Annotated in this window: 25 protein-coding genes; 12 read left to right on the top strand and 13 right to left on the bottom strand. The window is 67.5% G+C overall.

From position 1 onward, the window contains the following. Position 1: 1 nt before the first annotated feature. Positions 2 to 469: a cupin domain-containing protein gene (locus G6N50_RS24330; RefSeq protein ID WP_083093925.1), complete on the top strand. Its 468-nt coding sequence runs from the start codon at positions 2 to 4 to the stop codon at positions 467 to 469. Here the strand turns inward: G6N50_RS24330 and G6N50_RS24325 are convergent. Then, positions 463 to 861, bottom strand: coding sequence for a VOC family protein (locus tag G6N50_RS24325; RefSeq protein ID WP_142275461.1), 399 nt, complete (start codon positions 859 to 861; stop codon positions 463 to 465). The two genes, G6N50_RS24330 and G6N50_RS24325, sit on opposite strands and share 7 nt — an antisense overlap. 156 nt (positions 862 to 1,017) lie before the next feature. Here G6N50_RS24325 and G6N50_RS24320 point away from each other — a divergent pair, with 156 nt between their 5' ends. Both G6N50_RS24320 and G6N50_RS24315 read left to right on the top strand, forming a co-directional pair. After that, the gene (locus G6N50_RS24320; RefSeq protein WP_083093927.1) at positions 1,018 to 1,845 is read left to right on the top strand and encodes an Rv0792c family HTH-type transcriptional regulator; all 828 of its coding nucleotides are present in this window, start codon (positions 1,018 to 1,020) and stop codon (positions 1,843 to 1,845) included. Between the two features lie 115 nt (positions 1,846 to 1,960). Continuing rightward, positions 1,961 to 2,428, top strand: a complete 468-nt coding sequence (locus G6N50_RS24315; RefSeq protein WP_083093928.1) for a hypothetical protein — start codon at positions 1,961 to 1,963, stop codon at positions 2,426 to 2,428. 16 nt (positions 2,429 to 2,444) lie between these two features. Here the strand turns inward: G6N50_RS24315 and G6N50_RS24310 are convergent, their stop codons facing one another. Continuing rightward, positions 2,445 to 3,515 (bottom strand): NAD-dependent epimerase/dehydratase family protein, encoded by a 1,071-nt coding sequence (locus G6N50_RS24310; protein ID WP_083093929.1) that lies wholly within the window; start codon positions 3,513 to 3,515, stop codon positions 2,445 to 2,447. 146 nt (positions 3,516 to 3,661) lie between these two features. Between G6N50_RS24310 and G6N50_RS24305 the strand changes: the two genes are divergently transcribed. Together G6N50_RS24305 and G6N50_RS24300 are read left to right on the top strand one after the other, a co-directional pair. Next, a complete protein-coding gene (locus tag G6N50_RS24305) occupies positions 3,662 to 4,477 on the top strand; it encodes a lysophospholipid acyltransferase family protein (RefSeq protein ID WP_083093930.1) in 816 nt (271 codons plus the stop codon). Positions 4,478 to 4,505: 28 nt separating this feature from the next. After that, a complete protein-coding gene (locus tag G6N50_RS24300; RefSeq protein ID WP_179970062.1) occupies positions 4,506 to 5,921 on the top strand; it encodes a WS/DGAT/MGAT family O-acyltransferase in 1,416 nt (471 codons plus the stop codon). Here G6N50_RS24300 and purQ read toward each other — a convergent pair. The 3 genes from purQ to G6N50_RS24285 form a co-directional block, all read right to left on the bottom strand. Then, positions 5,888 to 6,562, bottom strand: a complete 675-nt coding sequence (purQ, locus tag G6N50_RS24295) for a phosphoribosylformylglycinamidine synthase subunit PurQ (RefSeq protein ID WP_083093931.1) — start codon at positions 6,560 to 6,562, stop codon at positions 5,888 to 5,890. The two genes, G6N50_RS24300 and purQ, sit on opposite strands and share 34 nt — an antisense overlap. Further along, positions 6,559 to 6,798 carry a phosphoribosylformylglycinamidine synthase subunit PurS gene (purS, locus tag G6N50_RS24290; protein WP_083093932.1) on the bottom strand — a complete coding sequence of 80 codons (240 nt, stop codon included), beginning with the start codon at positions 6,796 to 6,798 and terminating at the stop codon, positions 6,559 to 6,561. Before purS ends, purQ begins: the two co-directional genes overlap by 4 nt. A gap of 62 nt (positions 6,799 to 6,860) precedes the next feature. Then, positions 6,861 to 7,595, bottom strand: a complete 735-nt coding sequence (locus G6N50_RS24285) for an ATPase (protein ID WP_179970061.1) — start codon at positions 7,593 to 7,595, stop codon at positions 6,861 to 6,863. Here G6N50_RS24285 and G6N50_RS24280 point away from each other — a divergent pair. Next, positions 7,572 to 8,210: an MBL fold metallo-hydrolase gene (locus G6N50_RS24280; protein WP_083093933.1), complete on the top strand. Its 639-nt coding sequence runs from the start codon at positions 7,572 to 7,574 to the stop codon at positions 8,208 to 8,210. The genes G6N50_RS24285 and G6N50_RS24280 overlap by 24 nt on opposite strands. 24 nt (positions 8,211 to 8,234) lie before the next feature. On the opposite strand, the gene G6N50_RS24275 is transcribed toward G6N50_RS24280, so the two are convergent. Both G6N50_RS24275 and G6N50_RS24270 read right to left on the bottom strand, forming a co-directional pair. Continuing rightward, on the bottom strand, positions 8,235 to 9,902 hold the full coding sequence (locus G6N50_RS24275; RefSeq protein WP_083093934.1) for an FAD-binding dehydrogenase: 1,668 nt from the start codon (positions 9,900 to 9,902) through the stop codon (positions 8,235 to 8,237). A 48-nt stretch (positions 9,903 to 9,950) separates the two neighbouring features. Next, positions 9,951 to 10,655 (bottom strand): DUF2334 domain-containing protein, encoded by a 705-nt coding sequence (locus G6N50_RS24270; protein ID WP_083093935.1) that lies wholly within the window; start codon positions 10,653 to 10,655, stop codon positions 9,951 to 9,953. A 155-nt stretch (positions 10,656 to 10,810) separates the two neighbouring features. Here G6N50_RS24270 and G6N50_RS24265 point away from each other — a divergent pair, with 155 nt between their 5' ends. Beyond that, positions 10,811 to 12,430: a DHA2 family efflux MFS transporter permease subunit gene (locus tag G6N50_RS24265; protein ID WP_179970060.1), complete on the top strand. Its 1,620-nt coding sequence runs from the start codon at positions 10,811 to 10,813 to the stop codon at positions 12,428 to 12,430. A 143-nt stretch (positions 12,431 to 12,573) separates the two neighbouring features. After that, on the top strand, positions 12,574 to 14,187 hold the full coding sequence (locus tag G6N50_RS24260; protein ID WP_083093937.1) for a DHA2 family efflux MFS transporter permease subunit: 1,614 nt from the start codon (positions 12,574 to 12,576) through the stop codon (positions 14,185 to 14,187). 19 nt (positions 14,188 to 14,206) lie between these two features. Here G6N50_RS24260 and G6N50_RS24255 read toward each other — a convergent pair whose 3' ends face one another. Together G6N50_RS24255 and G6N50_RS24250 are read right to left on the bottom strand one after the other, a co-directional pair. Beyond that, positions 14,207 to 16,354 (bottom strand): S9 family peptidase, encoded by a 2,148-nt coding sequence (locus G6N50_RS24255; protein ID WP_083093938.1) that lies wholly within the window; start codon positions 16,352 to 16,354, stop codon positions 14,207 to 14,209. Next, positions 16,351 to 17,241, bottom strand: coding sequence for a phosphoribosylaminoimidazolesuccinocarboxamide synthase (locus G6N50_RS24250; RefSeq protein WP_083093939.1), 891 nt, complete (start codon positions 17,239 to 17,241; stop codon positions 16,351 to 16,353). Before G6N50_RS24250 ends, G6N50_RS24255 begins: the two co-directional genes overlap by 4 nt. 52 nt (positions 17,242 to 17,293) lie before the next feature. On the opposite strand from G6N50_RS24250, the gene G6N50_RS24245 reads away from it, so the two are divergent. Further along, positions 17,294 to 17,932 (top strand): hypothetical protein, encoded by a 639-nt coding sequence (locus G6N50_RS24245; protein ID WP_083093940.1) that lies wholly within the window; start codon positions 17,294 to 17,296, stop codon positions 17,930 to 17,932. Here the strand turns inward: G6N50_RS24245 and G6N50_RS24240 are convergent. The 3 genes from G6N50_RS24240 to purB are packed head-to-tail and all read right to left on the bottom strand — an operon-like array spanning position 17,879 to position 21,572. Further along, on the bottom strand, positions 17,879 to 18,901 hold the full coding sequence (locus G6N50_RS24240; RefSeq protein WP_083093941.1) for a tellurite resistance/C4-dicarboxylate transporter family protein: 1,023 nt from the start codon (positions 18,899 to 18,901) through the stop codon (positions 17,879 to 17,881). The two genes, G6N50_RS24245 and G6N50_RS24240, sit on opposite strands and share 54 nt — an antisense overlap. Further along, positions 18,898 to 20,157: a cytochrome P450 gene (locus tag G6N50_RS24235; RefSeq protein WP_083093942.1), complete on the bottom strand. Its 1,260-nt coding sequence runs from the start codon at positions 20,155 to 20,157 to the stop codon at positions 18,898 to 18,900. The genes G6N50_RS24240 and G6N50_RS24235 overlap by 4 nt, the downstream gene beginning before the upstream one ends. Beyond that, positions 20,154 to 21,572, bottom strand: coding sequence for an adenylosuccinate lyase (purB, locus tag G6N50_RS24230; RefSeq protein WP_083093943.1), 1,419 nt, complete (start codon positions 21,570 to 21,572; stop codon positions 20,154 to 20,156). The genes G6N50_RS24235 and purB overlap by 4 nt, the downstream gene beginning before the upstream one ends. 49 nt (positions 21,573 to 21,621) lie before the next feature. Between purB and G6N50_RS24225 the strand changes: the two genes are divergently transcribed. Then, the gene (locus G6N50_RS24225; RefSeq protein WP_083093944.1) at positions 21,622 to 22,368 is read left to right on the top strand and encodes a DUF429 domain-containing protein; all 747 of its coding nucleotides are present in this window, start codon (positions 21,622 to 21,624) and stop codon (positions 22,366 to 22,368) included. Between the two features lie 7 nt (positions 22,369 to 22,375). Here G6N50_RS24225 and G6N50_RS24220 read toward each other — a convergent pair whose 3' ends face one another. Next, complete coding sequence (locus tag G6N50_RS24220) at positions 22,376 to 22,993, bottom strand: TetR/AcrR family transcriptional regulator (protein ID WP_083093945.1); 618 nt, start codon at positions 22,991 to 22,993, stop codon at positions 22,376 to 22,378. A 61-nt stretch (positions 22,994 to 23,054) separates the two neighbouring features. Here G6N50_RS24220 and G6N50_RS24215 point away from each other — a divergent pair, with 61 nt between their 5' ends. Both G6N50_RS24215 and G6N50_RS24210 read left to right on the top strand, forming a co-directional pair. Further along, complete coding sequence (locus G6N50_RS24215) at positions 23,055 to 23,972, top strand: alpha/beta hydrolase-fold protein (protein WP_083093992.1); 918 nt, start codon at positions 23,055 to 23,057, stop codon at positions 23,970 to 23,972. 69 nt (positions 23,973 to 24,041) lie between these two features. After that, entirely contained in the window at positions 24,042 to 25,625 is a 1,584-nt protein-coding gene (locus G6N50_RS24210) for a gamma-glutamyltransferase family protein (protein ID WP_083093993.1), read from the top strand. The last annotated feature ends 5 nt before the right edge of the window (positions 25,626 to 25,630 follow it).

Here is a 25,630-nt window from a genome sequence, read left to right as displayed (position 1 = left end):
AATGGCCACCTCAGATGGATTCCATCCGGACTTCGACGACACGGCGACACCGGTCGCACGCAACCGGGTACGCCACATCAAGGCGTCCGAGATCAGCTCCGATACCGCACAGTCGGAGGGGCTGCGGCGCTTCGCCGCCCTGTCCGGCCGGTCGGTCGGAGCGGAGAAGCTCTGGATGGGTGAGACACACGCGGCGCCGCAATCGGCCTCGGATAACCATCATCACGGTGAATCGGAGACGGCCATCTATGTACGAAGCGGAAACCCGGAGTTCGTCTTTCACGACGGCACCGACGAGGTTCGCATCGCGGCCGCGCCCGGCGATTACGTCTTCATCCCGCCTTATCTGCCGCACCGGGAGGAAAACCCCAACCCCCACACCACCGCCGAGGTCGTGATCGCCCGCAGCACCCAGGAAGCGATCGTGATCAATCTTCCCGCGCTGTATCCGCTGGCCGGGCCTCAGTAGACGGCGATCTCGATCAGGTTCCCGTCGATGTCACGGCAGTAGTGCGAGGTCATCTCCCCCAGCACCCCCACCCTGGTCACCGGTCCGGAGATCACGTCCACTCCACACGCGGCGAGATGAGTGCGAACGTCATCGGGGCTGGCTCGGGTGACGAAGCACAGGTCTTCGGAACCGGCCGCCTCGATGGACCCGGTGAACCAGTCGGGATCGTCGGCGAGCGCGCCGACGGGTCGCAGGTTGATCTTCTGATCGCCGAAGCGCAGCGCCGTTCTGCGCGCCGGCCCGAACGTCTCGCGGCGCATGCCCAGCACCCGTTCGTACCACGCGGCGGTGGCCTCGACGTCGCGGCAATTCACGACGATGTGGTCGAACCGTTCCACGACGATCGACACCTTCGGCCCTCCTGACCCGCGCGAATCTGCAGCCGCCCGCTGGTCGGGCGGCACACACACGAAAAGCATTCTGTACCAGATTAATCCGCACTGTTGGTCGCCCGCGCCGGCAGCCATTGCTTTACGGCCGGCGAATAGGACGTTTTAATACATTTCGTGGCCCCTGACCAGTTGGACCTCGACGTTGCCGACCTCCGGATCTCCCGCGGCAGCGTGCCGGCCAGCACCCAACTCGCCGAAGCCCTCAAGGCGGCCATTGTCCAACAACGGCTGCCCCGCGGCGCGCGCTTGCCCACCGAGCGAGAACTCATCGATCGCACCCGCGTGAGCCGGGTGACCGTGCGCGCGGCGGTCGGGCTGCTCGAACGGCAAGGATGGCTGGTGCGCAAGCAGGGCCTGGGCACCTTCGTGGCCAACCCGGTCAAACAGGAACTCGGACCCGGCGTGCGCACCATCACCGAGGTGCTGGCCAGCTCCGGGATCACGCCGAACGTCGATGTCCTGTCGCATCGCGTCGAAGACGCGCCGCAGCGGATCGCCGACACGCTGGGCCTGTCGAAAGTCCTGTGTGTGCACCGGCGTTTTCGCGACGGCGACCAGCCCCTCGCGCTGATGATCGCCTACCTGCCACCGGGATTGGGCCACGCCGTGGAACCGCTGCTGACGAGCGCAACCGATGAGCAGACCGCGCAGGCGTTGGAAAGCACCTACACCATGTGGGAGCGGCGCCTGGGCATTCCTGTCGCCCGGGCCAGCTACGACATTCATGCGGCCGGCGCATCGCTGGAGGTGGCCGGCGCTTTGAAGCTACCGCTCGGGTCTCCCGTCTTGGTGCTCGAACGCACCAGCTACGGCCATGACGACAAGCCGCTCGAGGTCGTGGAATTCCACTATCGTCCCGAGCGATACAGGTTTTCGGTCACGTTGCCGCGCATCATGCCCGGCACTGAGGCCGGTATCGTCGAGCGGCGCGAACCCACCTGAGCGCGGGGGAAAATACTGCCGGCCGGCACTCACTCAGCGAATTCTCAACAGATTCTTCGGTGCCGCATCGCTCGACTCCAAGCATTCCCAAAGTCACCGGCCGCACCATCAATCCATGACGAATGAGCAGCTGTGCGCAAACCTGGTCGAACGGTACCTGCGCACCCGCGGGCGGCGCTATTTTCGTGGCCACCACGACGGCGAATACTTCTTCGTCACCAACGCCCCGCGGCGCTTGCACGTCCACTTCGAGATCTCTCCCGCACACGACGATGTGTTGATCATCCGCGTCACTCCCGGGCGCTATTTCCCGGCGGCCGACCGCCCCTGGTTGACGTACTTCTGCGACAGGTGGAACCGTCTTGACCGCCAGGTCACCGCGATCGTGCACGGATCATCTGATCCCCGGCGTATCGGCGTCATGGCCCGCAAGTCGCAATGGATCCGACGCGACATCTCCTTCGGCGATTTCGCGTCCTTCGTCGACCGGACCATCGCGGACGCCACCGAACTCTTCGAGGAGCTGAGCCCCACCGTCGAACTGCCGTCCACGGAACGGCCGTTGCTGCGCGACGCCGGCTGACGTCGCGCCCGGCTACCTACCTCGCCGGAGCGTCCGGGCGTGGCTCGCCCAACTTCGCCCGGATCGCACCCCACGGATCGGCGAAGCGTCCGGGGGTATCCCGGTAGGCCGCACGGCTTTTCAGGAACTGCCGCGCGAGCGGCGAGATCAGCCGCATCGGGTAGCGGCGCCACCCGGCAATGGCTCGCATCTCGTCGAGCATGTCCGGCCACGAGTGGCGCTGAAATTGCAGAACCTGTTGGGCGCGAACGGTGTCCATCCAGTCGGTGACAAACCAGTCGTCGTCGCTGTCCGGATCGCCCGGCCGACCGCCGGGCAGGACATCGACCAAACCGCGCGCGGCGGCCAGGGCCCTTCCGACATCGCCCTGCCGGAGCCGGTGTGACTCGTCACCGGCGATCAGCAGCGTCTCACCGGCGACGTCCGCTGTGACCGCCGCGGCGAACGCACGCGCGACATCGCGGACGTCGACGGTATGGATGCGGCCGTCGGTCGGCAGGGCGCTTTCGAAGAACAACGCATCGACGCTGAACGGCATGGCGTCCGGTTCCACGCTTATCACCCCGGCCAGTCGCAGGATGACCCACTCGAGATTCGAGGCCCGGATGTGCTGCTCCGCCTCGGCCTTGTGCGCGCCGTAGAGGTCGGCCGGGTTCATCGGGGAGTCCGGGCGTAACAGTTCATGATGGCGATAGGGGTTGCGCGCGCCGTACACGGCGTTGCTCGACGCCTCGACGAACCGCACCGGGTGTGGCCGCGACTGCGCCGCGCGCAGCAGCGTGACGGTCGCGTCGACGTTGACGCGGCGCCCCACTGCGGGCCGGCGATAGATCAGCGGCGGGATCACCGCGGCCAAATGGACGATGGCGGTGGGTGAGGTCTCGGCGAGCAGGCGATCAACCTGACCGGCGTCGGTCAGATCCGCCCAGTGCGCCTCGGCGCCGGCCGGCAGCGTCCTCGCGGCTTTCCGCTGGGCGGCGGAGCCCAGGTCGGCCGCGACGACGCGATGGCCGTCGGCAACCAACCGGCGCACCGTTTGTGAGCCGACGAGGCCGAAACCTCCAGTAACCAGAACCTTTTCGGACATGCTCCCCACCGGACGGTCGCCCCCCAGCAAACGGATATGACATTCTCTTAAACGGAGAGTAGCATATGTCAATCAGCGCCTGAGGTTTGAGACCGGCGTCACACCGGCAACAAGTAGCAAAGGGCACGGACGGACAGCGGGGAGCCATGAAGGGCAACGGTGTGGACGCGGCGGACAACCACGAAACCGCCAAGTGGGATCCGGCTTTCACCGAGCAGGTCACGAAAGTGCTCGGACCGGCCATCAAGCGGTACTACCGGGCCGAGGTGCGAAACATCGACAACGTCCCGTCCTCGGGTGGCGCCCTGGTGGTCTCCAACCACTCGGGCGGCATGCTGACCCCGGACGTGCTGATCTTCTCCCCGGCCTTCTACGAGAGGTTCGGTTACGACCGCCCGGTCTACACCCTGGGCCATTACGGGCTGTTCATCGGGCCGCTGGACGGCTGGCTGCGCCGCCTCGGGGTCATCGAGGCCAGCCGCGAAAACGCCGCCACCGCCCTGCATTCCGGCGCGGTGGTGTTGGTGTTCCCCGGTGGTGACTACGACTCCTACCGGCCGACGTTCAACGCGAACACCATCGACTTCAACGGCCGCACCGGCTACGTCCGGACCGCCATCGAAGCCGGGGTGCCCATCGTGCCGGCCGTCTCCATCGGCGCCCAGGAGACCCAGTTGTTCCTGACCCGCGGCAACTGGCTGGCCCGCAAGCTGGGGCTGACCAAGGCCCGGATGGACATCCTGCCGATCAGCGTCGGGTTCCCGTTCGGCCTGAGCGTGATCTTCCCGCCCAACGTGCCGCTGCCCGCAAAGGTGGTCACCGAGGTTCTCGAGCCGATCGACGTCAGCGCCCGGTTCGGCAATGACCCCGACGTCGACGAGGTCGACGCCCACGTACGCGCCGTCATGGAGGCCGCGCTCAAGCGGCTGGCCGGGCAGCGCCGGTTCCCGATCCTGGGCTGACGGTCCCCGATGCCGCGGGAGGTGGCGCGTGAAACGACTCAACGGCATGGACGCGATGCTGCTCTACAGCGAGACGCCCAACCTGCACACGCACACGCTGAAGGTGGCCGTCATCGACCCCGCCGACTACGACGGCGACTTCGGCTTCGAGGTGTTTCGCCACCATGTGCGCCGCCGGCTCCATCTTCTGGAACCGTTGCGCTACAAGCTCGTCGACATCCCCTGGCATTTGCATCACCCGATGTGGCAGGAGGACTGCGACGTCGATCTGGACTACCATCTGCGGCGCGTGCGGGTGCCCGCACCGGGCGGGCGGCGCGAGCTCGATCAGGTGATCGGCGAGGTGGCGTCCACGCCCCTGGACCGCACTCGCCCGCTGTGGGAGTTTCATTTCGCCGAGGGACTGGCCGGCGGCCGATTCGCCCTGATCGGCAAACTCCACCACGCGCTGGCCGACGGTGTCGCCTCAGCCAACCTGCTGGCCCGCGCGATGGACCTGCGCGATGGGCGCACCGACGAGCGTGACAACGACGAAGCCGGTGTCACCACGTCCAATGCCGACCTGCTGCGGGCGGCGGCGCGCGACCATGTCCGGCAGATCGGCGAACTGCCCGGACTGCTCAAGGACGCGGCCGTCGGGATGATGCGAGTGCGCCGCCGGTCCCGAGAGCGCGGGGATCACCCCGACCTAGCCGATCCGTTTGATGCGCCGCCGACCTTCCTCAACCATGTCGTCTCCCCGCGGCGCTGGTTCGCCAGTGCGTCGTTGTCACTACCGGAGGTCAAGGCGACGGCAAAAGCGTTGGGTATCACGGTCAACGACGTGGTGCTGGCGATGGCGGCCGGTGGGTTGCGGACACTCCTCCTGGCTTATGACGGCGCGGCCGAACGCCCGATCATCGCCTCGGTGCCGACGGCCACCGACAAGTCGGACCGGATCACCGGCAATGAGATCAGCGGTCTGATGATCTCGCTGCCGGTCCATGTCGACGACCCCACGGAACGGGCCCGGCTGGTCGCCCTGGCCACCAAGATCGCCAAGGAAGACCACGAAGTCCTCGGCCCGGAGCTGTACGGGAAAATGATGGCCTATCTTCCGACCGCGTTCGCTCCCGCCGCATTTCGGTGGCTGGGCCTGCGCGACGCGCCGAACAAGCTGATGAACGTCGCGGTGTCCAGCGTGATGGGGCCGCGCGAGCGGGGCCACTTCGGCGGCGCGGCCGTCAGCGAGATCTATTCCACCGGCGTGCTTTCCCCCGGCGCCCCGGTCAACATCACCGTGTGGAGTTATGTGGACCGGCTCGGCGTCGCGGTGCTCACCGACGACCGGACCTTCAAGGATCCGCACGAGGCAACGGATGCCATCAGCGCATCCTTCGCCGAATTACGCGATGCCGCAGGCGTTTCCACTCAGCCCGCGAGCACCCCGTCCAGCACCGAATAGAACAGCCCCAGGCCGTCATCGGAGGGCCCGGTCAGCGCTTCGATGGCGTGCTCGGGATGCGGCATCAGGCCCACCACGCGGCCGTTGGCGGAGCTGACCCCGGCGATGTCGTGCAGCGAGCCGTTGGCGTTCTCGTGGTACCGGAACACCACCCGCCCCTCACCCTCGAGCTCCTCGATCACGCCGGCGGGCGCCACGTAGCGTCCCTCGCCGGACTTCAGCGGGACCAGCAGGTCGGCGTCGGGCTCGAAACGCGACGTCCACGCCGTCGAGGTCGAGGCCACCCGCAGCCACACGTCGCGACAGATGAAGTGCAGACCCACGTTGCGAGTCAGCGCGCCGGGCAGCAGCCCGGCCTCGCAGAGCACCTGAAAACCGTTGCAGATACCCAACACTGGCATGCCGCGCCGCGCGGCGTGCACCACCTCGGTCATCACCGGGGCGAACCTGGCGATCGCCCCGGCGCGCAGGTAATCACCGTAGGAGAAGCCGCCGGGCACCACCACGGCGTCGACACTCTTGAGGTCGGCGTCGGCATGCCACAGGTTGACCGCCTCGGCCCCGACGCGGCGCGCCGCGCGGGCGGCGTCGACGTCGTCGAGCGTGCCGGGAAACGTGATGATCCCGATGCGCGCCGTCACTGCGTCTCCCGGCTGATCGTCCAGTCTTCGATAACGGTGTTCGCCAGCAGCGATTCCGCTATCTCGGCGAGCACCGAGTCATCGACGCTGTCGTCCACTTCGAGCTCAAATCGCTTGCCCTGCCGCACTTCCGAGATTCCCAGATGTCCGAGGCGACCCAGCGCGCCCACGATCGCCTGACCCTGCGGGTCGAGAATCTCCGCTTTGGGCATCACGCTCACGATCACCCGGGCCACCGGCGCTCCTCCTCAGTTGGCGGTTTCGGCGCCAACTCTACCGGCGAACGCCCAGCCAGGGGTTACGGGCACGACGCAATGTAGGCCTCGCACAGGGGTGCGCTCATGGCGTTGAGCACGGGATCGTCCGCCATCGCCGGCCACGCCACCTGCGGCGGCGCCGTCGACCACAGCGTGACCTCGCTGATCGTGCTGCTGGCCGGGTGGGCGAACAGGTAGGTGTGCATCACCACCGGGCCGCTGATCACGGCGGCCATCCGATTCGCTTCGTCGCTGGTCAGCGACGGTGATTCCTGCGGTGCGCGCTGCTGGCAGGCCCGCAACGCGGCGACGGCGTTGCCGAACGCGGTGGCCGCGATCGCGCCGCCGTGGGCCGTATCCCCGCGCCAGTGCAGGACCTGGGCCTGCAGCTGCCATTGCCCGTCCGGATGCTGAACCGTCGAGCGAGCCGCGACCGCCGAGTCGCGAGGGTCCTGGGGTAGCGCCGGCGCGGCGCACAGCTCCTCGAACCGGAAGTGCGGCCCGGGCGCCGAACCGGTCGTCTGCACGGCCTGGGCGGCGAGCGCGGGCCAGTGATACACCGTGTCCAGCGGCACGGCATGCTGATCGATCCACGCGGTATTCGGGATGCGGTCACACACCCCAGGGCAAGTCTCCGGGTCCCCGTGCGCAGGAATGACGACGATCAGAGCAACTGCGAAACTGCCGGCGACCAGGAACGTGGCCACGATCACGCGCATCGGCAGCTTGTCCATCAAGGCACAATCGTAGATATGCAACTGACGCATTTCGGCCATTCGTGCCTACTTGCCGAGTTCGACCACACCCGCGTGCTCTTTGACCCCGGTACCTTCGCGCACGGCTTCGAGGGAATCACCGGCCTAACCGCCATCCTGATCACCCATCAGCATCCCGACCATGTCGACGCCAAACGGCTGCCCGCATTGCTCGAGGGTAACCCGGACGCGGCGCTTTATGCCGACCCACAGACCGCCGCGCAATTGGGCGCGCCCTGCCGCGAGGTCCACGTCGGCGACGAACTGCAGATCGGCGAGCTGACGGTTCGCGCCGTCGGCGGCAAACATGCGGTCATTCACCCGGAAATCCCTGTGATAGAGAACATTTCGTTTTTGGTGGGCGATGCCGACCATCGTGCGCGATTGATGCATCCCGGCGACGCGCTGTACGTGCCCGACGAGCCGGTGGACGTGTTGGCCACGCCGGCGGCCGCACCGTGGATGAAGGTGTCCGAAGCCGTCGATTACCTGCGTGCGGTGGCACCGGCGCGTGCCGTTCCGATCCACCAGGGGATCATCGCCCCGGATGCGCGGGGCATCTACTACGGACGGCTCACCGAGATGACCACCACCGACTTCCAGGTGCTACCCGAAGAAGACGCCGTCACGTTCTAGCGGTCGGGTTCGCCCCGCACCCGGCTAGGTGATGTCGTCGGCGGCGCCGCGGCCGGCGGCGCGGCCCGAGAAGATGCAGCCGCCCAAAAACGTGCCCTCCAGGGCGCGGTAGCCGTGCACGCCGCCGCCACCGAACCCGGCGACCTCGCCCGCGGCGTACAGACCGGTGAGCGCCGTGCCGTCCGCCTTCAGCACCCGGGAGGCAAGGTCGGTTTCGATGCCGCCCAATGTTTTTCTGGTCAGGATGTGCAGCTTGACCGCGATCATCGGTCCCGCCTTCGGATCGGTCAGCCGGTGCGGCGCCACCACCCGGCCGAGCCGGTCGCCCAGATAATTGCGGGCGGCGTGGATCGCGGTGATCTGACCGTCCTTGCTGAACTTGTTGGCGACCTCCCGATCCCGGGCGGTGACCTCGGCCTCCACCGTGGCGTAGTCCAGCGGCTGCACGTCGGGCAGCTTGTTCATCGCGGTCACCAAGTCGCGCAACGAGTTTGCGCTGACGAAGTCCACGCCTCGGTCGACGAACGCCTGCACCGGCGCCGGCGGCCCGGAACGCGCCCGGTTGCGCAGCAGCTCGCGAACGCTCTGTCCGGTCAGGTCGGGATTCTGCTCCTGCCCGGAGAGCGCGAATTCCTTCTCAATGATCTTGGCGTTCAACACAAACCAGGTGTAGTCGGATCCCGATTTGGTGATGTATTCCAAGGTGCCCAGTGTGTCGAAACCGGGATAGAGCGGTACCGGCAAGCGCTTGCCGCCCGCATCCAGCCACAGCGAAGACGGGCCCGGAATGATGCGGATCCCGTGCAGCGGCCAGATCGGGTCGTAGTTGGTGATGCCCTCGGTGTAGTGCCACATCCGGTCGGGGTTGATCACCCGCGCGCCCGCCTGCTGCGAGATGGCGATCATCCGGCCGTCGACATGGGCCGGCACCCCGCTCAGCAGTTGCTCGGGGACGCGACCCATGCGCTTCGGCCAATTCTTGCGTACCAGCTCGTGGTTGGCGCCGATGCCACCGCTCGTCACGATCACCGCACTGGCACGAAATTCGAACTGCCCTATCGATTTTCGCGAAGACGCGACTCCCCGCGCCGTGGCCGAGTGCTCCAGCACCGTGCCGCGGACACCGGTCACGGCCTCGCCCTCGACGATCAACTCGTCGACCTGATGGCGATGGGCAAAGCGCACCGTCGAGCGGTCCCGCAGCTGACGGGCGAATATCTCCACCAGCGCCGGCCCGGTGCCCCAGGTGATGTGGAAGCGGGGAACCGAATTGCCATGTCCCAGTGCGTCGTACCCGCCGCGCTCGGCCCAGCCCACCAGCGGGAAAAGCTTGAGCCCCCGTGAACGCAGCCAGCTGCGTTTCTCCCCCGCCGCGAAATCCACGTAGGCGTGCGCCCATTGGCGTGGCCAGTAGTCCTCGGGGCGGTCGAACGCCGCCGTACCGAGCCAGTCCTGCAATGCCAGCTCGTGGCTGTCGCGGATACCCAGCCGGCGCTGCTCGGGGCTGTCGACGAAGAACAGACCACCGAAGGACCAGAAGGCCTGCCCGCCCAGATTGGCGCTGTTCTCCTGGTCGACGACGAGCACCCGCAAGCCGCGATCCACCAGTTCGCAGGCGGCCACCAGGCCGGCCAGCCCCGCTCCGACGACGATGGCATCAGTGTCGAACCCCGCAACCGAAGAATCGCTCATGCCGGACCAGGGTAGTGCCCGCGACCAGCAGGTCAGGCAGTCGCTTCGTCAGGCGGCGTCGAGCACTGCCTTAGCGCGGTCCCAGCGATACACGGTGGGCGCGCAGTCGTGCATCAATGCAAGGTCAACCGCGTCCACCATGGCCTGCAGCGGCCCGGGTTTCCGGAGGTGGCGCGCCGCGACCGCGACCCGCACGACACCGCCGCGACGGGCGATCCGCTCGGCGGACAGCACCACCATCCGGCACCACCACGGCTCGGTGAGGAAGCCTTCGCCGATGCCGAGGACGCGTGCGCGGACGGTGCTGTGGCGCACCAGGTCGGTGATCCCGTGCAGGTCGGCGAGCAGGCGGAATCCGTTGTCCGGCAATGCTTTGACAACGCCGGGTGACACCACCCAGCCGGGCGCGGCGAACAGCCGGGTACGCAGCCCGAGGTGCTCGAGCACCCGGTCGGCGGCCATCAATCGCAAATTGGCCTCGTGTGCCCGCAGGATCGCGAATTCGCCACGGCGCTTCTTGGTGGCCGCGTCGTCGTAGCCGTGCAGCACGATGGCGTCGCCGCCGGCGCGACGGGTGGTCAGCCAGTCGACGGTTTGCGGGTCGTGGTCGAGCCGGTAGTCACCGGACAGGCGGGGAGCCACGAGCAACGACACCGGTACGTTGCGGGCATCCATGTGCGCGCAGAACGCCTCGACGTCGGGCAGGGTGCGTTCCCCAATCCCCGAGACCGAGACGATCAATTTTCCAGACACACCAGCAGTTTGCCGATCCCAAGTGTCGGAATGGTGAAGGACACGCAGACAGCAGGCGTATATGCGTTCGCCCAAGAGGGCTGGTTACTTTGGCCGCAGCGACAGCAGCGCAGATCACGACCGCCGCGGGCGTCAGCGGCTGTGATCTGTTCGATATGCTAAGCAACGCCATGGATGAGGCCTCGTACGCAGCGGCCAAAACGCCGCTGCCCCACGCCCGCCCCGGGCAGCCGGCCGTCGAAGAACGGGAATATCCCGACAAACTCGATGCCCCGCTGTTGCGGATCTCCGGCGTGTGCATCTTGGCCACGGTGATGGCGATCCTGGATGTCACGGTGGTCAGCGTCGCGCAACGCACCTTCATCGATCAGTTCGCGTCCTCGCAGGCTGTCGTGGCCTGGACGATGACCGGCTACACGCTCGCCCTGGCGACCGTGATCCCGATAACCGGGTGGGCGGCCGACCGGTTCGGCACCAAACGGCTCTTCATGGGTTCGGTGGTGGCGTTCATGCTTGGCTCGCTGCTGTGCGCGATCGCATCAAACATCGTGCAGCTCATCGGTTTTCGCGTGGTACAGGGAATCGGTGGCGGCATGCTGCTGCCATTGGGATTCATGATCCTGACCCGCGAAGCGGGCCCGAGACGGCTCGGGCGCCTGATGTCGATCCTGAGCATACCGATGCTGCTCGCCCCGATCGGCGGGCCGATCCTGGGCGGCTGGCTGATCGACGCCTCGAGCTGGCGGTGGATCTTTCTGATCAACGTGCCGATCGGATTTCTGACCATCGCGCTGGCCGCCATCGTGTTCACCCGGGATCACCCGGCCCGGTCGGAAACCTTCGACGCCGTCGGCGTGCTGCTGCTCTCGCCGGGCCTGGCAACGTTCCTGTTCGCGGTGTCGTCCATCCCGGGCCGCGGCACCGTCGCCGACCGCCACGTGGTGCTACCGGCGGTGATCGGGCTGGCGTTGATCGCGGGCTTCGTCGCGCACGCATGGCACCGGGCCGATCACCCCCTGATCGACCTGCGCCTGTTCCGCAATCCCGTGCTCACCCACGCCAACGTGACGATGCTCGTCTTCGCCGGCGCATTTTTCGGCGCCGGCCTGCTGCTCCCGAGCTACTTCCAGCAGGTGCTGCACCAAACGCCGATGCAGGCGGGCGTGCACATGATCCCTCAGGGACTGGGCGCCATGCTGACCATGCGGCTGACCGGACCGCTGGTAGATAGGCAGGGCCCGGGCAAGATCGTGCTGGTCGGGATCGCGCTGATCACCGCCGGCCTGAGCGCCTTCGCCTTCGGGGTGGCCACCCAGGCCAACTACCTGCCCACGCTGCTGGTCGGGCTGGCGATCATGGGCCTGGGCATGGGCTGCACCATGATGCCGCTGTCGGTCGCATCGGTGCAGGCGCTGGCGCCCCATCAGATCGCCCGGGGAACGACCCTGATGAGCGTCAGCCACCAGGTGGGCGGCTCGATGGGAACCGCGCTGATGTCGATGATTCTGACCAACCAGTTCAACCGGAGCCCGAACATCGGTGCAGCAAACAAGCTCGCCGCCCTGCATCAGAAGGCGGCGATCGACGGCGTGCCGGTGAACCCGTCCGCGATCCCCCTGCAGTCACTTGCTCCCGGATATTCCAGCAATCTGGTGCACGATCTTTCCCACGCCTATGCCGCGGTCTTCGTGATTGCCGTCGTGCTGGTGGTGTGCACCGTGATTCCGGCGTCGTTTCTGCCGAAAAGGCCGGCAAGCGAAACGGCCGGCGAATAACATAAATCGTCCCGATAGGCGCGCGACCTGCCCGTTTGCCGATTTAACGTCGGTCCGAGACGCAATCTGCGCAGTACTGAATTACATGCGTGCGAATACTCGAATACGAGTAAAAACCCTTCAGCCGGGGCAATCCTGCGGATATGCTCAGCGGCGCCATGCAGAAGACCCGTTCCGCAGCTCTCACCGTCCCGTTGCCCACCACTCCGGGACCGTCCCTGCGCTCCGACGAGTACCCCGACAAGCTTGACGCCGCGCTGTTCCGGATCGCCGGAGTGTGCGGGCTGGCCTGCATCATGGCGGTGCTGGACAGCACGGTCGTCGCCGTCGCGCAGCGCACCTTCATCGCGCAATTCGGGGCCACCCAGGCCATCGTCTCGTGGACGATCGCCGGCTACATGCTCGCGTTCGCGACCGTCATCCCGATTACCGGGTGGGCGGCGGATCGGTTCGGCACCAAACGCCTGTTCATGGGTTCGGTCCTGGTGTTCACGTTGGGATCGTTGCTCTGTGCGGTAGCGCCGAATATATTGCTGCTGATCCTGTTTCGGGTAATCCAGGGCATCGGCGGCGGCATGCTGTTGCCGCTCAGTTTTGTCATCCTGACGCGCGAGGCCGGACCCAAGCGGGTCGGCCGCCTGATGGCGGTGGGCGGAATCCCGATTCTCTTCGGCCCCATCGGTGGGCCCATCCTGGGCGGCTGGCTGATCGGCGCCTACGGCTGGAAGTGGATCTTCCTGATCAACCTGCCGATCGGGCTGACGGCCTTCGCGCTCGCGGCGATCATGTTCCCCAAGGATCGCTCGGCCCCATCGGAGGCCCTCGACATCACCGGCGCCCTGCTGCTGTCGCCCGGCGTGGCGATCTTCTTGTGTGGGGTGTGTTCGATCCCGGGCCGGCACACGATCGCCGACCGTTACGTGCTGGGCCCGGCCCTGGTCGGACTGGCCTTGATCGCTGCATTCATCCTGCATGCCTGGTATCGCACCGACCACCCCCTGATCGACCTGCGGCTGTTCCGGAATCCGGTGGTCACCCACGTCAATGTGACGCTGCTGGTGTTCGGGGCCGCCTCGGTCGGCATCGGGCTGCTGGTGCCGAGTTTCTTTCAGATCGCCGGCCACGAGACGCCGATGCAGTCCGGCCTGCACATGCTGCCGATCGGGATCGGCGCGGTCCTGACCATGCCCCTCGGCGGGGCCGTCATGGACAAACGCGGTCCCGGCAACATCGTGCTGATCGGGCTGCCGCTCATGACGGTGGGCCTGGGGGTCTTCACCTACGGAGTCGCCACGCGGGCCGCCTACTCACCGGTCCTGGTGACGGGGCTCGCGATCGTGGGCCTGGGCATCGGGCTGACCACCACACCGCTGTCCGCGGCGGTCATGCAGGCGCTGGCGCCGCATCAGGTCGCTCGCGGAACGACGCTGCTCAGCGTGAACCAACAGGTGGGCGGGTCCATCGGGGCCGCGCTCATGGCGGTGATCCTGACCAATCAGTTCAATCGCAACGAGACCCTGATGGCGGCGAACGAAGTAAGCGGGGTGCGCGCGGGCGCCGGCAAGCGGGGCCTGCCGGCCGATCCGTCAGCCGTCCCGGGGCACCCGTTGACTCCCGATCTGGCCAGCCACGTGTCTCACCACTTGGCGCACGCCTATACGACGGTGTTCGTGATAGCCGCCGTGCTGGTGGCGTTCACCATCATCCCGGCGTCGTTTTTGCCGAAGAAGCCGCCGAGCCTGCCGTCCGGCGAATAGCCTGACCGCGGCCGTGTGGCTAGCTGCCGGACATCATCTGGGCGCCGCCATAGCGGTCGGGCTCGGCGACGGCTAACAGCCACGCGTACTGGAAGGCGGCTTCCTCCCAACTCTTGTAGCGGCCGCTGACACCGCCGTGCCCGGCGTTCATCTGGGTCTTCAACAGGACCGGGCTGCCGTCGACGTTGGCGTGGCGCAGTGCCGCAACCCACTTGGCCGGCTCCACGTAGTAGACCCTCGTATCGTTCAGGGACGTCATCGCCAAAATCGCCGGGTACCGCTTGGCCTCGACATTCTCATATGGCGAATAGGACTTCATGTAGGAGTAGACGTCCTTGTCCGCCAGAGGGTTTCCCCACTCGTCCCACTCGGTGACGGTCAGCGGCAACGAGGGATCCAGAATGGTGGTCAGCGGGTCGACAAACGGCACCTGCGCGAGGATTCCGGCGAACAGGTCCGGCGCCAGGTTGGCCACCGCCCCCATCAGCAAGCCACCGGCGCTGCCCCCCAGTGCCACCAGCTGACGCGGTCGGGTGACCTTCGAGTCCACCAAATGTTTTGCGACGGCGACGAAGTCGGTGAAGGTGTTCTTCTTCTCCAGGAGCTTGCCGTGCTCGTACCACAGCCGGCCCATCTCGCCACCGCCGCGGACGTGGGCGATCGCGAACACCATGCGGCGGTCCAACAGCGACAACCGGGCGATGGAAAAGCTCGGGTCGGTGCACAACTCGTAGGCGCCGTAGCCGTAAAGCAGTGCGGGCGCCGGGAATTCGATATCCGCTCGGTGCACGATGGACACCGGGATCCGGGCGCCGTCATCGGCGACCGCCCAGTCGCGCCGTTCCACATAGTCGTCGGGCCGATAATCGCCGAGCACGGGCTGCTCGCGCAGCAAGGTGCGTTCCCCGGTGGCGAGGTCGATGTCGTAGACCCGCGCCGGAACGATCAGGGATCCGGCCCTGATCCGCAGCTTGGGCGCATCCCAGTTGGGGTTACCGGCCAGACCGGCCGACATCAGCTCGGAGTCGAACGAAATCTCTTCGGGCTCACCATATGTGCCGTCAGCATTGATGGGCCACAGCTGCAGCCGGGGCAGCGCCTCCCGCCGATGGCTGACGACGAGGTGGCCGGCGAATGCGTCCACCGCGTCCAGCCGCGCATCGTCGCGGTGCGGGATCAGTGTGCGCTGCTGCGTCGGGTCGCTGACCGGCGCCTCGGCGAGGGTGAAGTTGACCGCGCCATCGTTGTGCAGGATCAAAAACCGGTCCTGCCCGCCGATCACCGCGTGCTCGACCGAATACTCGACGCCCTCGCGGCGCGGCAGCACCACGGTGAACGGTGCCTGCGGATCGGCAGCGTCGGCGTAGCGATACTCGGAGGTGATCGAGGATCCGGAGGCGATGAGAACGTAGGCCTCGCTGCGCGTGAGCCCCACACCGAGCCAATACTTTTCGTCGGCTTCGTGATAGACCAGCGCGGGCTCCGTACCGGAGCCCACCCGATACCGCCACACTTTGTCGGGACGGTGGGCGGCATCCAGGGTCAGGTAGTACACGGTGCGGTTGTCGGCGGCCCAGGTCGCGCCTGCCCCGATATCGGCGATCTCGTCGGGATACAGCTCACCGGTGCGTAAGTCCTTGAACCGCAACGTGTAGCGCTCATCACCGACGATGTCGACCGAATACGCGAGCAGGTTTCCATTCAGGCTCACCGTTGCGGCACCGAGGGAGAAGAACTCGTGCCCCTCGGCTTCGGCATTGGAATCGAGCAGAATCTGCTCGCCCGGGATCTCGGTGTTCTCGTCCAAGGCGGGCGGATCCCAGTCGTCGGAGCCGCTTATCGGACAACGGCACTGGACGCGGTATTGCTTGCCCTCGAAGGTGCGCGCGTAGTACCACCACTCGCCCTGCCGGGTCGGTACCGACAGATCCGTCTCCTTGGTGCGCGCCTTGATCTCGTCGAAAATCTGCTGCCGCAGCGGCTCGAGGTGGGCGGTCATCTGATCGACGTAGGCGTTCTCGGCCTCGAGGTAGGCGATGACCTCGGGGTTGGCCTTTTCACGCAGCCACTCGTACGGATCGATGAAGACGTCGCCGTGATACACACGCCGGCTCTCCACCCGCTTGGCGACAGGGGGTTCCGACCCGTTCAGGTGCGTTTCGGTCATGCGCTGGGACCGATCCAGTCGCCGAAGCGCAAGCCGGAAATGCGTTCGTAGGCGTCGATATAACGGTCACGAGTGGCCTCGATGATGTGCTCCGGCAGCGGCGGCGGGGGTTGCGAGCCATGCCGGTCCCAGCCGGAGTCGGGACCCGTCAGCCAGTTGCGGACGAACTGCTTGTCGAAGCTGTTCTGGACCACACCAACCTGATATTCGTCGGCCGGCCAGTACCGCGACGAATCCGGCGTGAAGATTTCGTCGGCGAGCAGTAGGTTGCCGTCGCGGTCGGTACCGAACTCGAACTTGGTGTCCGCGATGATGATTCCCTTCCGGAGTGCGTGATCGGCGGCCTGTATGTAGATCTGCAAAGTGCGGTCGCGCAACTGGTTGGCGCGCACCCCGCCGACCATCTCGATCACCCGCGCGAACGGGACGTTCTCGTCGTGATCCCCCAGCGCGGCTTTCGTCGCGGGGGTGAACAGCGGTTCGGCGAACCTACTGGCTTCCACCAATCCCGGCGGCAGCGTGATGCCGCAGACCCGCCCGGTGGCCTGGTAGTCCAGCAATCCCGAGCCGGTCAGGTAGCCGCGCGCCACGCATTCCACCGGAAGCATTTCCAGCCGGCGCACCACCAGCGCGCGGCCCCGCACCTCGTCGGGGATGCGTGGATCGTCCGGCGGCCCGGCCAAATGGTTGGGCGCGTCGACCAGGCCGAAGAAGAAGACGCTCATCGCGGTGAGGATGCGGCCCTTGTCCGGGATGGTGCTGTCCAGGACGAAGTCGTACGCCGAGATCCGGTCGGTGGCGACCAGCAACAGGTGCTCGTCGTCGACGCGATACAGCTCGCGGACCTTGCCGCTGGCCAGATGCTGATAGTCGGACAGTGCAGGCATCCGGTCAGCCTATCGGGCACCTGCAAACGGGCTTTGTGCTGGGATCGGGGCTATGACACCGCGGTTTCTGCCCTACTCCACCAGGCCCGGCCGGCTGGCCGCCCAGCTGCTCAGCGACTTCGCCGTCGTCGTGTGGACGGTGCTCTGGCTGGTCGTCGGGCTGGCCGTCTACGACGCCATCGCGACCATCGCCGACGCCGGGCGGCAGGTCGCGAGCGGCGCGGACGGGATTGCCGGCAACCTGGCGTCCGCCGGCCACGGCGCCCAGCACATCCCGGTGGTGGGTGACACGGTCAGCGAGCCGCTCAACTCCGCCAGCCAGGCCGCGCTGGACGTCGCGGCCGCGGGCCACAATCTGGACAGCGCGGCGAGCTGGCTCGCGGTGCTGCTTGCGATGGCGGTCGTGGCGCTCCCGATCCTCGTTGCGGTGCTCCCCTGGCTCTTTCTGCGGCTCCGGTTCTTTCGGCGCAAGTTGACGGTGACCGCGTTGGCGGCAACCCCGGCCGGCGCGCAGTTGCTTGCGCTGCGCGCACTGACCCACCGCCCGCCGCGGAAACTGATCGCCGTCACCGCGGACCCGGTCGGCGGTTGGCGCCGTGAGGATCCGGCCACCATCGGCGCCCTGGCCGCGCTGGAGCTACGGTCGGCCGGAATCACTCTTAGCGGGTTTGCGCAGCACGGCACGAGCTAAGAGCAGCAGCCCGGCCACGACCACAATGAGCCACGCCGCCAACGCATCCCAGAAGAACACCAGCGAAACGGTGAGCAGCGGGTGTTGGCCGAGCTCGACCGCCATGGCGAAGCTGGCCGCCGAGTACATGCCCAGCGGGAACACGAACGCCCACCACACGCCGGTGAATTGCAGCATGTTGGGATGCCGCCTGATGCGGTGCAGCGCAAAGTAGATCAGCGGCGGTATCCACAAAGTGGCCGTCACCCAGGTCACGATGCTGATCGCGCGCACCGGACCGGCCAGCCAGGCGGGGGCCACGGCGTGGATGGTGTCGCCGGCCAGCGTCGCAATCGCCATGCCGCCCATCAGGATCCACGTGTCGGGTTCGAAGCCGTCGCGGTCCTGGCGTTCGTTGACGACACGCCAGAGGGTCAGCCACGTCATCAGGCCGTAGATGCACAGCGCCGCCACCCACCCAGCCACGGCGACCGCCAGCCACCAGTGATGGCCGGTCTGCCGGGCCGCCCGGGCGATCACGATCGCCAAGCCGGACGTGCCCACACTGCCCAGCTGCCAGGGGCCGTGGGCGCGGTCGCGCAGCTCTGTCCACCGGTGCGCCAGCATGTTTCGCGCGCTGAACAGGATCAGCACCAGCCAGGCCGCCAGGGCGACCACGCCGAGCACCCGCGCCATCCACACCTTGGACGACAGGCGAGTGTCGATCACCGCGCAGGCGGCGACGAAAGTGATCAGGCGCAGGGTGACGTCGGGATCGGTCAGATCCCACCGCAACTTCTGGCCGGGGATGGCGGCCTTCGCGACGACTAGCGCAACCAGAAACACCAGCCCGACCGTGGCGATGACACCCATCGTGTCGCTGATCAAGCGGTATCCGTGATCGTGCGCGCCGATCGACAAGATTCCCGTCGCCATCACCGCGGCGAACACGTCGGGTGAGGGCTCGACATCGGCGAACCGGATCGTCACGGGTGTTCGTGCAGCTCCACGATGAGGTGTCGAATGCCGGTGTGCCGGTTGCTGCGGGCCCATTCGACCGGACGGACGACCTGGACCCCGCCGAACCGGGACAGCAGCTCTTCGAACAGGACACGCAGCTCCAGCCGGGCCAGATTGGCGCCCAGGCAATAGTGCACACCCTGGCCGAACCCCAGATGCGGATTGGGCTTTCGGGCGATATCGAATTCGTCGGCGTTCTCGAACACGCCGGCGTCACGATTCGCCGAGCCTTCCCAAATCTGGATTTTCTGCCCGGCCTCGATCGATTGGCCGCCCAGCGTGACGTCGCGGGTGGCGGTGCGGCGCTTGGAGGGCGACGGCGACGTCCACCGCACCATCTCCTCGACGGCCGTGGGCAGTGCGTCGAGATCGCCACGCAGCGAACGCAATTGGTGCGGATGATTGGCCAGCGCCAGCAGGCCACCCGCGACCGCGTTGCGCGTGGTCTCCGCGCCGGCGCTGAACAACAAGCTGAAGAACAGGTACAGCTCGAGGTCGGACAGCGCGGACCCGCCGGCGTCGTCGAGCATCGCGTTCGCCACGACCGACAACATGTCGTCGGTCGGGTTGTCGCGCTTGGCCGCGATCAGCTGCTGGCCGTACTCGTACATCCGCGACCCGGCCTCTTCGACCGACGTTCGCGGCGAGAGCTGCGATAATGTGGCCTTGCGCGAACCACCGAAATCGAACTGCGGCTCGATGGCCTCGAACAACCAATGCCGTTCGGATTCAGGGACTCCCAGCAGGATGCAGATCATCTGCATGGGCAGCTCGGCGGCGATGTCGACCAGGAAGTCGATCGGCTCGCCCGGCACCACCGCGTCCAGCAGCCGGCGCGCCCGGGACCGCAGGTCATCCTCGACCAGCCGGATCATCCGCGGCGTCAGACCGGAGCTGACCAGCCGCCGGATCTGCGAATGCCGCGGATCGTCCATCATGTTGAGCACCTGCCCGGCGATCGCCAGGTCCTGCAGCAGGGTGCCCCCATATGGCCGCGAGCCCCCGGTGACCGATGAATACGTCACCGGATCCTTGAGCACCTCAAGCGTTTCCGCGTACGTGGCGACCGACCAGAAGCCCTCGCCGTCGGGGGTGTTGTCGGTCGGTGGGTGCCAGTACACCGGCGCCTCCCGCCGATGGATGGCGAACAGGTCGTGGGGAAATCCGTTGGCGAAGTTGTCCAGATCGGTGAAGTCGATCTCGGCGAGCGCGCCGGCCAGCGTCACAGGATCGCACCCGGGGCATATTTGGCCGCGTCCGGGTAGCGGCTCACCAAGGCGTCCACCTGGGCCGCCACCTCGTCAACCTGGTCACCGGCGGCGCCGGTGAAGGCCTTCTTGTCTGCCAGCGCGGCGTCCAGCGCCGCCCGGTCCAGCGGCAGCCGCTCGTCGGCGGCCAGCCGGTCCAGCAGGTCGGGTTCGGCTCCGTGTTCGCGCATGGCCAGCGAGGTTGCCACCGCGTGTTCGCGGATCACGTGATGCGCGGCCTCGCGGCCCATGCCGGCGCGCACCGCGGCGATCAACACCTTGGTGGTGGCCAAAAACGGCAGGTAGCGGTCCAGCTCGCGACCGATCACCGCCGGGTAGGCGCCGAACTCGTCGAGCACCGTCAGGAACGTCTCGATCTGCCCGTCGATGGCAAAGAAGCTGTCCGGCAAGGCAACTCGGCGCACCACCGAGCAAAACACGTCGCCCTCGTTCCACTGCGCACCGGCCAGTTCGGCGGCCATCGAGGCGTACCCGCGCAGCACCACCTGCAGCCCGTTGACCCGTTCGCAGCTGCGCGTGTTCATTTTGTGCGGCATCGCCGACGAGCCGACTTGCCCTTCGGCGAAGCCCTCGGTGACGAGCTCGTGCCCGGCCATCAGCCGGATGGTGTGCGCCATCGACGACGGTCCGGCGCCCAGTTGCACCAACGCCGAAAGCACGTCGTGGTCCAGCGAACGGGGATACACCTGCCCGACGCTGGTCAAAACCGTTGCAAATCCGAGGAATTCGGCGGCGCGCTGCTCGAGTTCGGCCAGCTTCGCCGCGTCGCCGTCCAGCAGGTCGAGCATGTCCTGCGAGGTGCCCATCGGCCCCTTGATGCCGCGCAGCGGGTATCGGTCGATCAACTCCCGCAACCGGGTCAGGGCGATCAGCGTCTCCTGTGCGGCCGACGCGAACCTCTTGCCCAACGTGGTGGCCTGCGCGGCGACGTTGTGGCTGCGGCCGGCCATCACCAAGTCCCGATAGGCCACGGCCCGCTCGGCGAGCCGCGCCGCGACCGCCACGCCGTGCCCGAAGACCAGCTCCAGTGAACGCCGGATCTGCAGTTGCTCCACGTTCTCGGTCAGGTCGCGACTGGTCATGCCCTTGTGCACGTGCTCGTGACCGGCCAGCGCGTTGAATTCCTCGATGCGCGCTTTGACGTCGTGGCGCAGCACCCGTTCGCGACCCGCGATCGACGTCAGGTCGACGTCCTCGATCACCCGCTCGTAGTCGGCGATCGCTTCGGACGGCACCGGGACGCCCAGTTCCGCCTGCGCGCGCAGCACCGCCAGCCACAGCCGGCGCTCGGCGACGACCTTGGCCTCCGGCGACCAGATCGCGACCATCTCGGCGCTGGCGTACCGGGCGGCCAGCACGTTCGGAATGCTCACTTGGTCCTCACGAACACACAGCTTACGGTCGCGGTCATAGCCTATGCGGATGTACTTCGCTGGCGTCGACCTCGCGTGGGCGGGCCGCAACCCGACCGGCGTCGCCGTGGTCGACCCCGGCGGCGCCCTGGTGAGTGTTGGCGCGGTCCGCCACGACGACGAGATCCTGGCCGCGCTGCACCCCTATGTGCAGGGCGATTGCCTGGTCGCCTTCGACGCGCCGCTGGTGGTGAACAACCCGACGGGCCAGCGTCCGGCCGAGACCGCACTCAACCGCGACTTCCGTAGGTATGAGGCCGGAGCTCACCCCTGCAACACCGGAAAACCCGAGTTCGCCGACGGCCCGCGCGCGGGCCGGCTGGCCGCGGCGCTGGGCCTGGATCCGGATCCGCGATCGCCGTCGGCCCGGCGCGCCATCGAGGTCTACCCGCATGCGGCGACCGTCGCGCTGTTCCGCCTGGAACGGACCCTCAAATACAAGGCAAAGCCCGGACGCACCGTTGACCGGCTCAAATCCGAGCTGTCGCTACTGATGGCCGGCGTCGAGCGGCTCGCGCAGGCCCCGATTCCGCTGCGCGTCGCGGGGCACGGCGACTGGATCATGCTGCGCCGGGCCGTCGCGGCCGCGCAACGCAAAAGCGAGCTGCGCCGCGCGGAAGACCCGGTCGACGCCGTGATCTGCGCCTATGTTGCCCTGTACGCGCAGCGCCGCCCGGACGACGTGACGATCTACGGCGACCTCGACACCGGCTACATCGTGACGCCGTCGCTGCCGGCGGATCCGATGCGCGCGTAGCGGTCGGTCAGATCTGCACGGGTCGCTGATCGATCGGCGCGAGCACCTCGATGAGATCGACCACCGCCCCTTGGGCCGCCGCGCGCGGATCCCGCCCCTCCACCAGGGCCGACACCACCGAGCCGTCGACCGCGCAGAGCAACGTGCACACCAGCTCGATGTGCACCGAGCGGCCCGACCGCTCGATGGCCTCGGCCACCGCCTCGGCGCGCTGGCGCAGGCTGCGACGCATGGTCTCGCGCAGCGCGGGCAGGCGGGTGCACGCGACGTGGCGCTCGTAGCGCGAGATCAGCTGCTCGGTAAGACCCGGGCCGGACACGTCGCCCACGAGCAGATCGGCCAACACCTCGGCGATGGTCTCCGGTCCCCGGCGCCGCCGCGACAAGGCGCTGACCCGTGACCGCAACTGCGCCACCTCGATCATGGCGATGTGTTCGACGGCGCGTGCGATCAGATCGTCGAGGGACGAGAAGTAGTAAGTGGTGGACGCCAACGGCAGTCCGGCCCGCCGCGCGACCGCCCGGTGCCGCACCGCCTCGAACCCGCCCTCGGCCAGCAGCTCGGCGGCAGCGCTGACGAGCGCATACCGTCGACGTTCTCCTTTTGGAGTGACCGCTGCTGTCACGACTAGCCATCGTGCCAGCAAAAGTGGTACTGCATTGCCATTTCAGCCAAACGGCCAAGGCATAATGGCCCGCATGCCCGACTTGAGCCGACGCGCCGTGCTGGGTCTCGGCGCCAGCGCGGCCCTCGGGGCGATGGGCGCCTACGGCCTCGACATCCTGTTAGCGCCGCGCACATCTCACGCCACGCCGGTATCGACGGCCGGCACCCGGATGCCGTTGGCGCCGGCTCCGCGCCCGCCCCGCGAACCCGCTCCCCCGGCGGCGCCCGCGCCCACCATGGTGACCGGTTCCTTCGTCTCCGCCGCGCGCGGCGGAGTGAACACCAACTGGGCCATCGCGCGTCCGCCCGGCCAGACCAAGCCGCTGCGACCGGTGATCGCGCTCCACGGCAAGGGCAGTGACGCGTCCACCGTGATGGCCGGCGGCGTCGAGCACGGTCTGGCACAGGCCGTCGATGCCGGACTGCCACCGTTCGCGGTGGTCGCCGTCGACGGCGGCGGCAGCTATTGGCACAAGCGGGCTTCCGGCGAGGACAGCGGTGCCATGGTGCTCGACGAGCTCATCCCGATGCTGGGCAACCAGAATTTGGACACCTCACGGGTGGCGTTCCTGGGCTGGTCGATGGGGGGCTACGGCGCGTTGCTGCTCGGCGGTCGGCTGGGACCGGCCCGTACCGCGGCGATCTGCGCGGTCAGCCCGGCGCTGTGGATGTCCTCGGGTGCGGCGGCGCCGGGAGCCTTCGACGGGCCGGATGATTTCGCGGCGAACTCGGTGTTCGGCATGCCAGCCCTGGCCTCGATCCCGATCCGGATCGACTGCGGCGATAGCGATCCGTTTTACTCCGCGACCAAGCAGTTCATTGCGCAACTGCCCAATCCGCCGGCCGGTGGCTTCTCTCCCGGTGGGCACGATGGCGCGTTTTGGAGCTCGCAGTTGCCCGCCGAGTTGACCTGGATGGCGCCGCTGCTCACGGCGTGAGGACACCTCGAGCGTCACGCCAGGGCGGCGGTGGGCGCCGAGCGTGACGCCGGCGTTACCCTCGGGGAAGTGAGCACGCCTTTCGAGTGGAACTTCCCGTACGCCTGGCCGCGCAAGCCCATCTTGGCGGAAAACGTTGTGTGCACGTCGCAACCGCTTGCCGCCCAAGCGGGCCTGCGGATGCTCGCGCAGGGCGGGAGCGCGGTGGACGCGGCGATCGCGACGGCCATCACCCTGACGATCGTGGAGCCGGTGTCCAACGGCATCGGTTCGGACGCGTTCGCCATCGTGTGGGATGGCCGGCAACTGCACGGGCTGAACGCCTCGGGCCGCTCGCCCGCGTCCTGGACGCCGGATTACTTTGGCGGCGAACCCGTTCCAGTCCTCGGCTGGAACTCGGTGACGGTGCCCGGCGCCGTGTCGGCGTGGACCGAACTGCACGCCAAGTTCGGCAAGCTGCCGTTCGAGCGGCTCTTCGAGCCGGCAATATCCTACGGCCGCAACGGCTTTCCGGTTTCACCGACCGTCGCCGAGCAATGGGCCGCGCAGGTGCCGCTGTTCCGGGACCAGCCCGGTTTCGCCGAGGCATTTCTGCCCGGCGGGCGAGCACCGAAGCCCGGCGAGCGATTCAGCCTGCCCGATCATGCGGCCACGCTCGAAACGATCGCCGCGACCAATGGCGAAGCGTTTTACCGTGGCGAACTGGCGGCCAAACTCGAGGCGCACGCGCTGGGCAACGACGGCGCCATGCGGGCGAGTGACCTGGCGGCCCACCGCGCCGACTGGGTGGGCACGGTCGCCGGCGGCTACCGCGGCTACACGGTGCACGAGATCCCGCCCAACGGGCAGGGCATCGTCGCGCTGATCGCCCTGGGCATTCTCGAGCACTTCGAGATGGCCGCGCTGCCAGCCGATTCCGCTGACAGCGTGCACCTGCAGATCGAGGCGGTGAAGCTGGCCTTCGCCGACGCCCAGGCCTACGTCGCCGACATCGAGCACATGGCGCTGCGGCCGGAACGCCTTCTGGACGGGGAGTACCTGAAGGGTCGCGCGGCGCTGATCGATCGCGGGCGCGCCAGACCGGCGTCCGCCGGGGCGCCGACCGGCGGAACCGTTTATCTGACCGCCGCCGACGCCGCGGGGGTGATGGTGTCGATGATCCAGTCCAACTACATGGGCTTCGGTTCGGGCGTGGTGGTCCCGGGCACCGGCATCGCGCTGCAGAACCGGGGTGCGAATTTCACTGCGGCCCTGGGGCATCCGAACAGCGTGGGCCCGGGCAAGCGCCCCTACCACACCATCATCCCGGGGTTTGTGACCAAAGACGGAGCCCCGGTCATGAGCTTCGGGGTGATGGGCGGAATGATGCAGCCCCAGGGTCACGTGCAGGTGATGGTGCGCATCGCCGACCACGGGCAGAACCCGCAGGCGGCATGTGACGGACCGCGGTTCCGGTGGGTGGAGGGCATGCAGGTCAGCTGCGAAAAGGGTTTCCCGGTTGCAACGCTGGACGAGTTGCGCCGGCGCGGACACGATCTGGTTGCCGTCGACGACTACAACCAGTTCGGCAGCTGCCAGGCGATCTGGCGTCTCGAGGGTGGCTACCTGGCGGCCAGCGATCCGCGCCGGGACGGTCAGGCCCTGGGATTTTGAGGGCC

It is taken from the genome of Mycobacterium mantenii, assembly GCF_010731775.1.
Taxonomy (GTDB): domain Bacteria; phylum Actinomycetota; class Actinomycetes; order Mycobacteriales; family Mycobacteriaceae; genus Mycobacterium; species Mycobacterium mantenii.
This window is presented reverse-complemented; position numbering and strand designations above follow the sequence as displayed.

Bases quoted from the DNA above. Each gene is read 5' to 3' on its own strand.
- G6N50_RS24330 (WP_083093925.1), top strand. From the start codon at position 2: ATGGCCACCTCAGATGGATTCCATCCGGACTTCGACGACACGGCGACA.
- G6N50_RS24315 (WP_083093928.1), top strand. From the start codon at position 1,961: ATGACGAATGAGCAGCTGTGCGCAAACCTGGTCGAACGGTACCTGCGC.
- G6N50_RS24310 (WP_083093929.1), bottom strand. From the start codon at position 3,515: ATGTCCGAAAAGGTTCTGGTTACTGGAGGTTTCGGCCTCGTCGGCTCA.
- G6N50_RS24305 (WP_083093930.1), top strand. From the start codon at position 3,662: ATGAAGGGCAACGGTGTGGACGCGGCGGACAACCACGAAACCGCCAAG.
- G6N50_RS24280 (WP_083093933.1), top strand. From the start codon at position 7,572: ATGCAACTGACGCATTTCGGCCATTCGTGCCTACTTGCCGAGTTCGAC.
- G6N50_RS24285 (WP_179970061.1), bottom strand. From the start codon at position 7,595: ATGGCCGAAATGCGTCAGTTGCATATCTACGATTGTGCCTTGATGGAC.
- G6N50_RS24275 (WP_083093934.1), bottom strand. From the start codon at position 9,902: ATGAGCGATTCTTCGGTTGCGGGGTTCGACACTGATGCCATCGTCGTC.
- G6N50_RS24265 (WP_179970060.1), top strand. From the start codon at position 10,811: ATGCTAAGCAACGCCATGGATGAGGCCTCGTACGCAGCGGCCAAAACG.
- G6N50_RS24260 (WP_083093937.1), top strand. From the start codon at position 12,574: ATGCTCAGCGGCGCCATGCAGAAGACCCGTTCCGCAGCTCTCACCGTC.
- G6N50_RS24255 (WP_083093938.1), bottom strand. From the start codon at position 16,354: ATGACCGAAACGCACCTGAACGGGTCGGAACCCCCTGTCGCCAAGCGG.
- G6N50_RS24250 (WP_083093939.1), bottom strand. From the start codon at position 17,241: ATGCCTGCACTGTCCGACTATCAGCATCTGGCCAGCGGCAAGGTCCGC.
- G6N50_RS24245 (WP_083093940.1), top strand. From the start codon at position 17,294: ATGACACCGCGGTTTCTGCCCTACTCCACCAGGCCCGGCCGGCTGGCC.
- G6N50_RS24225 (WP_083093944.1), top strand. From the start codon at position 21,622: ATGTACTTCGCTGGCGTCGACCTCGCGTGGGCGGGCCGCAACCCGACC.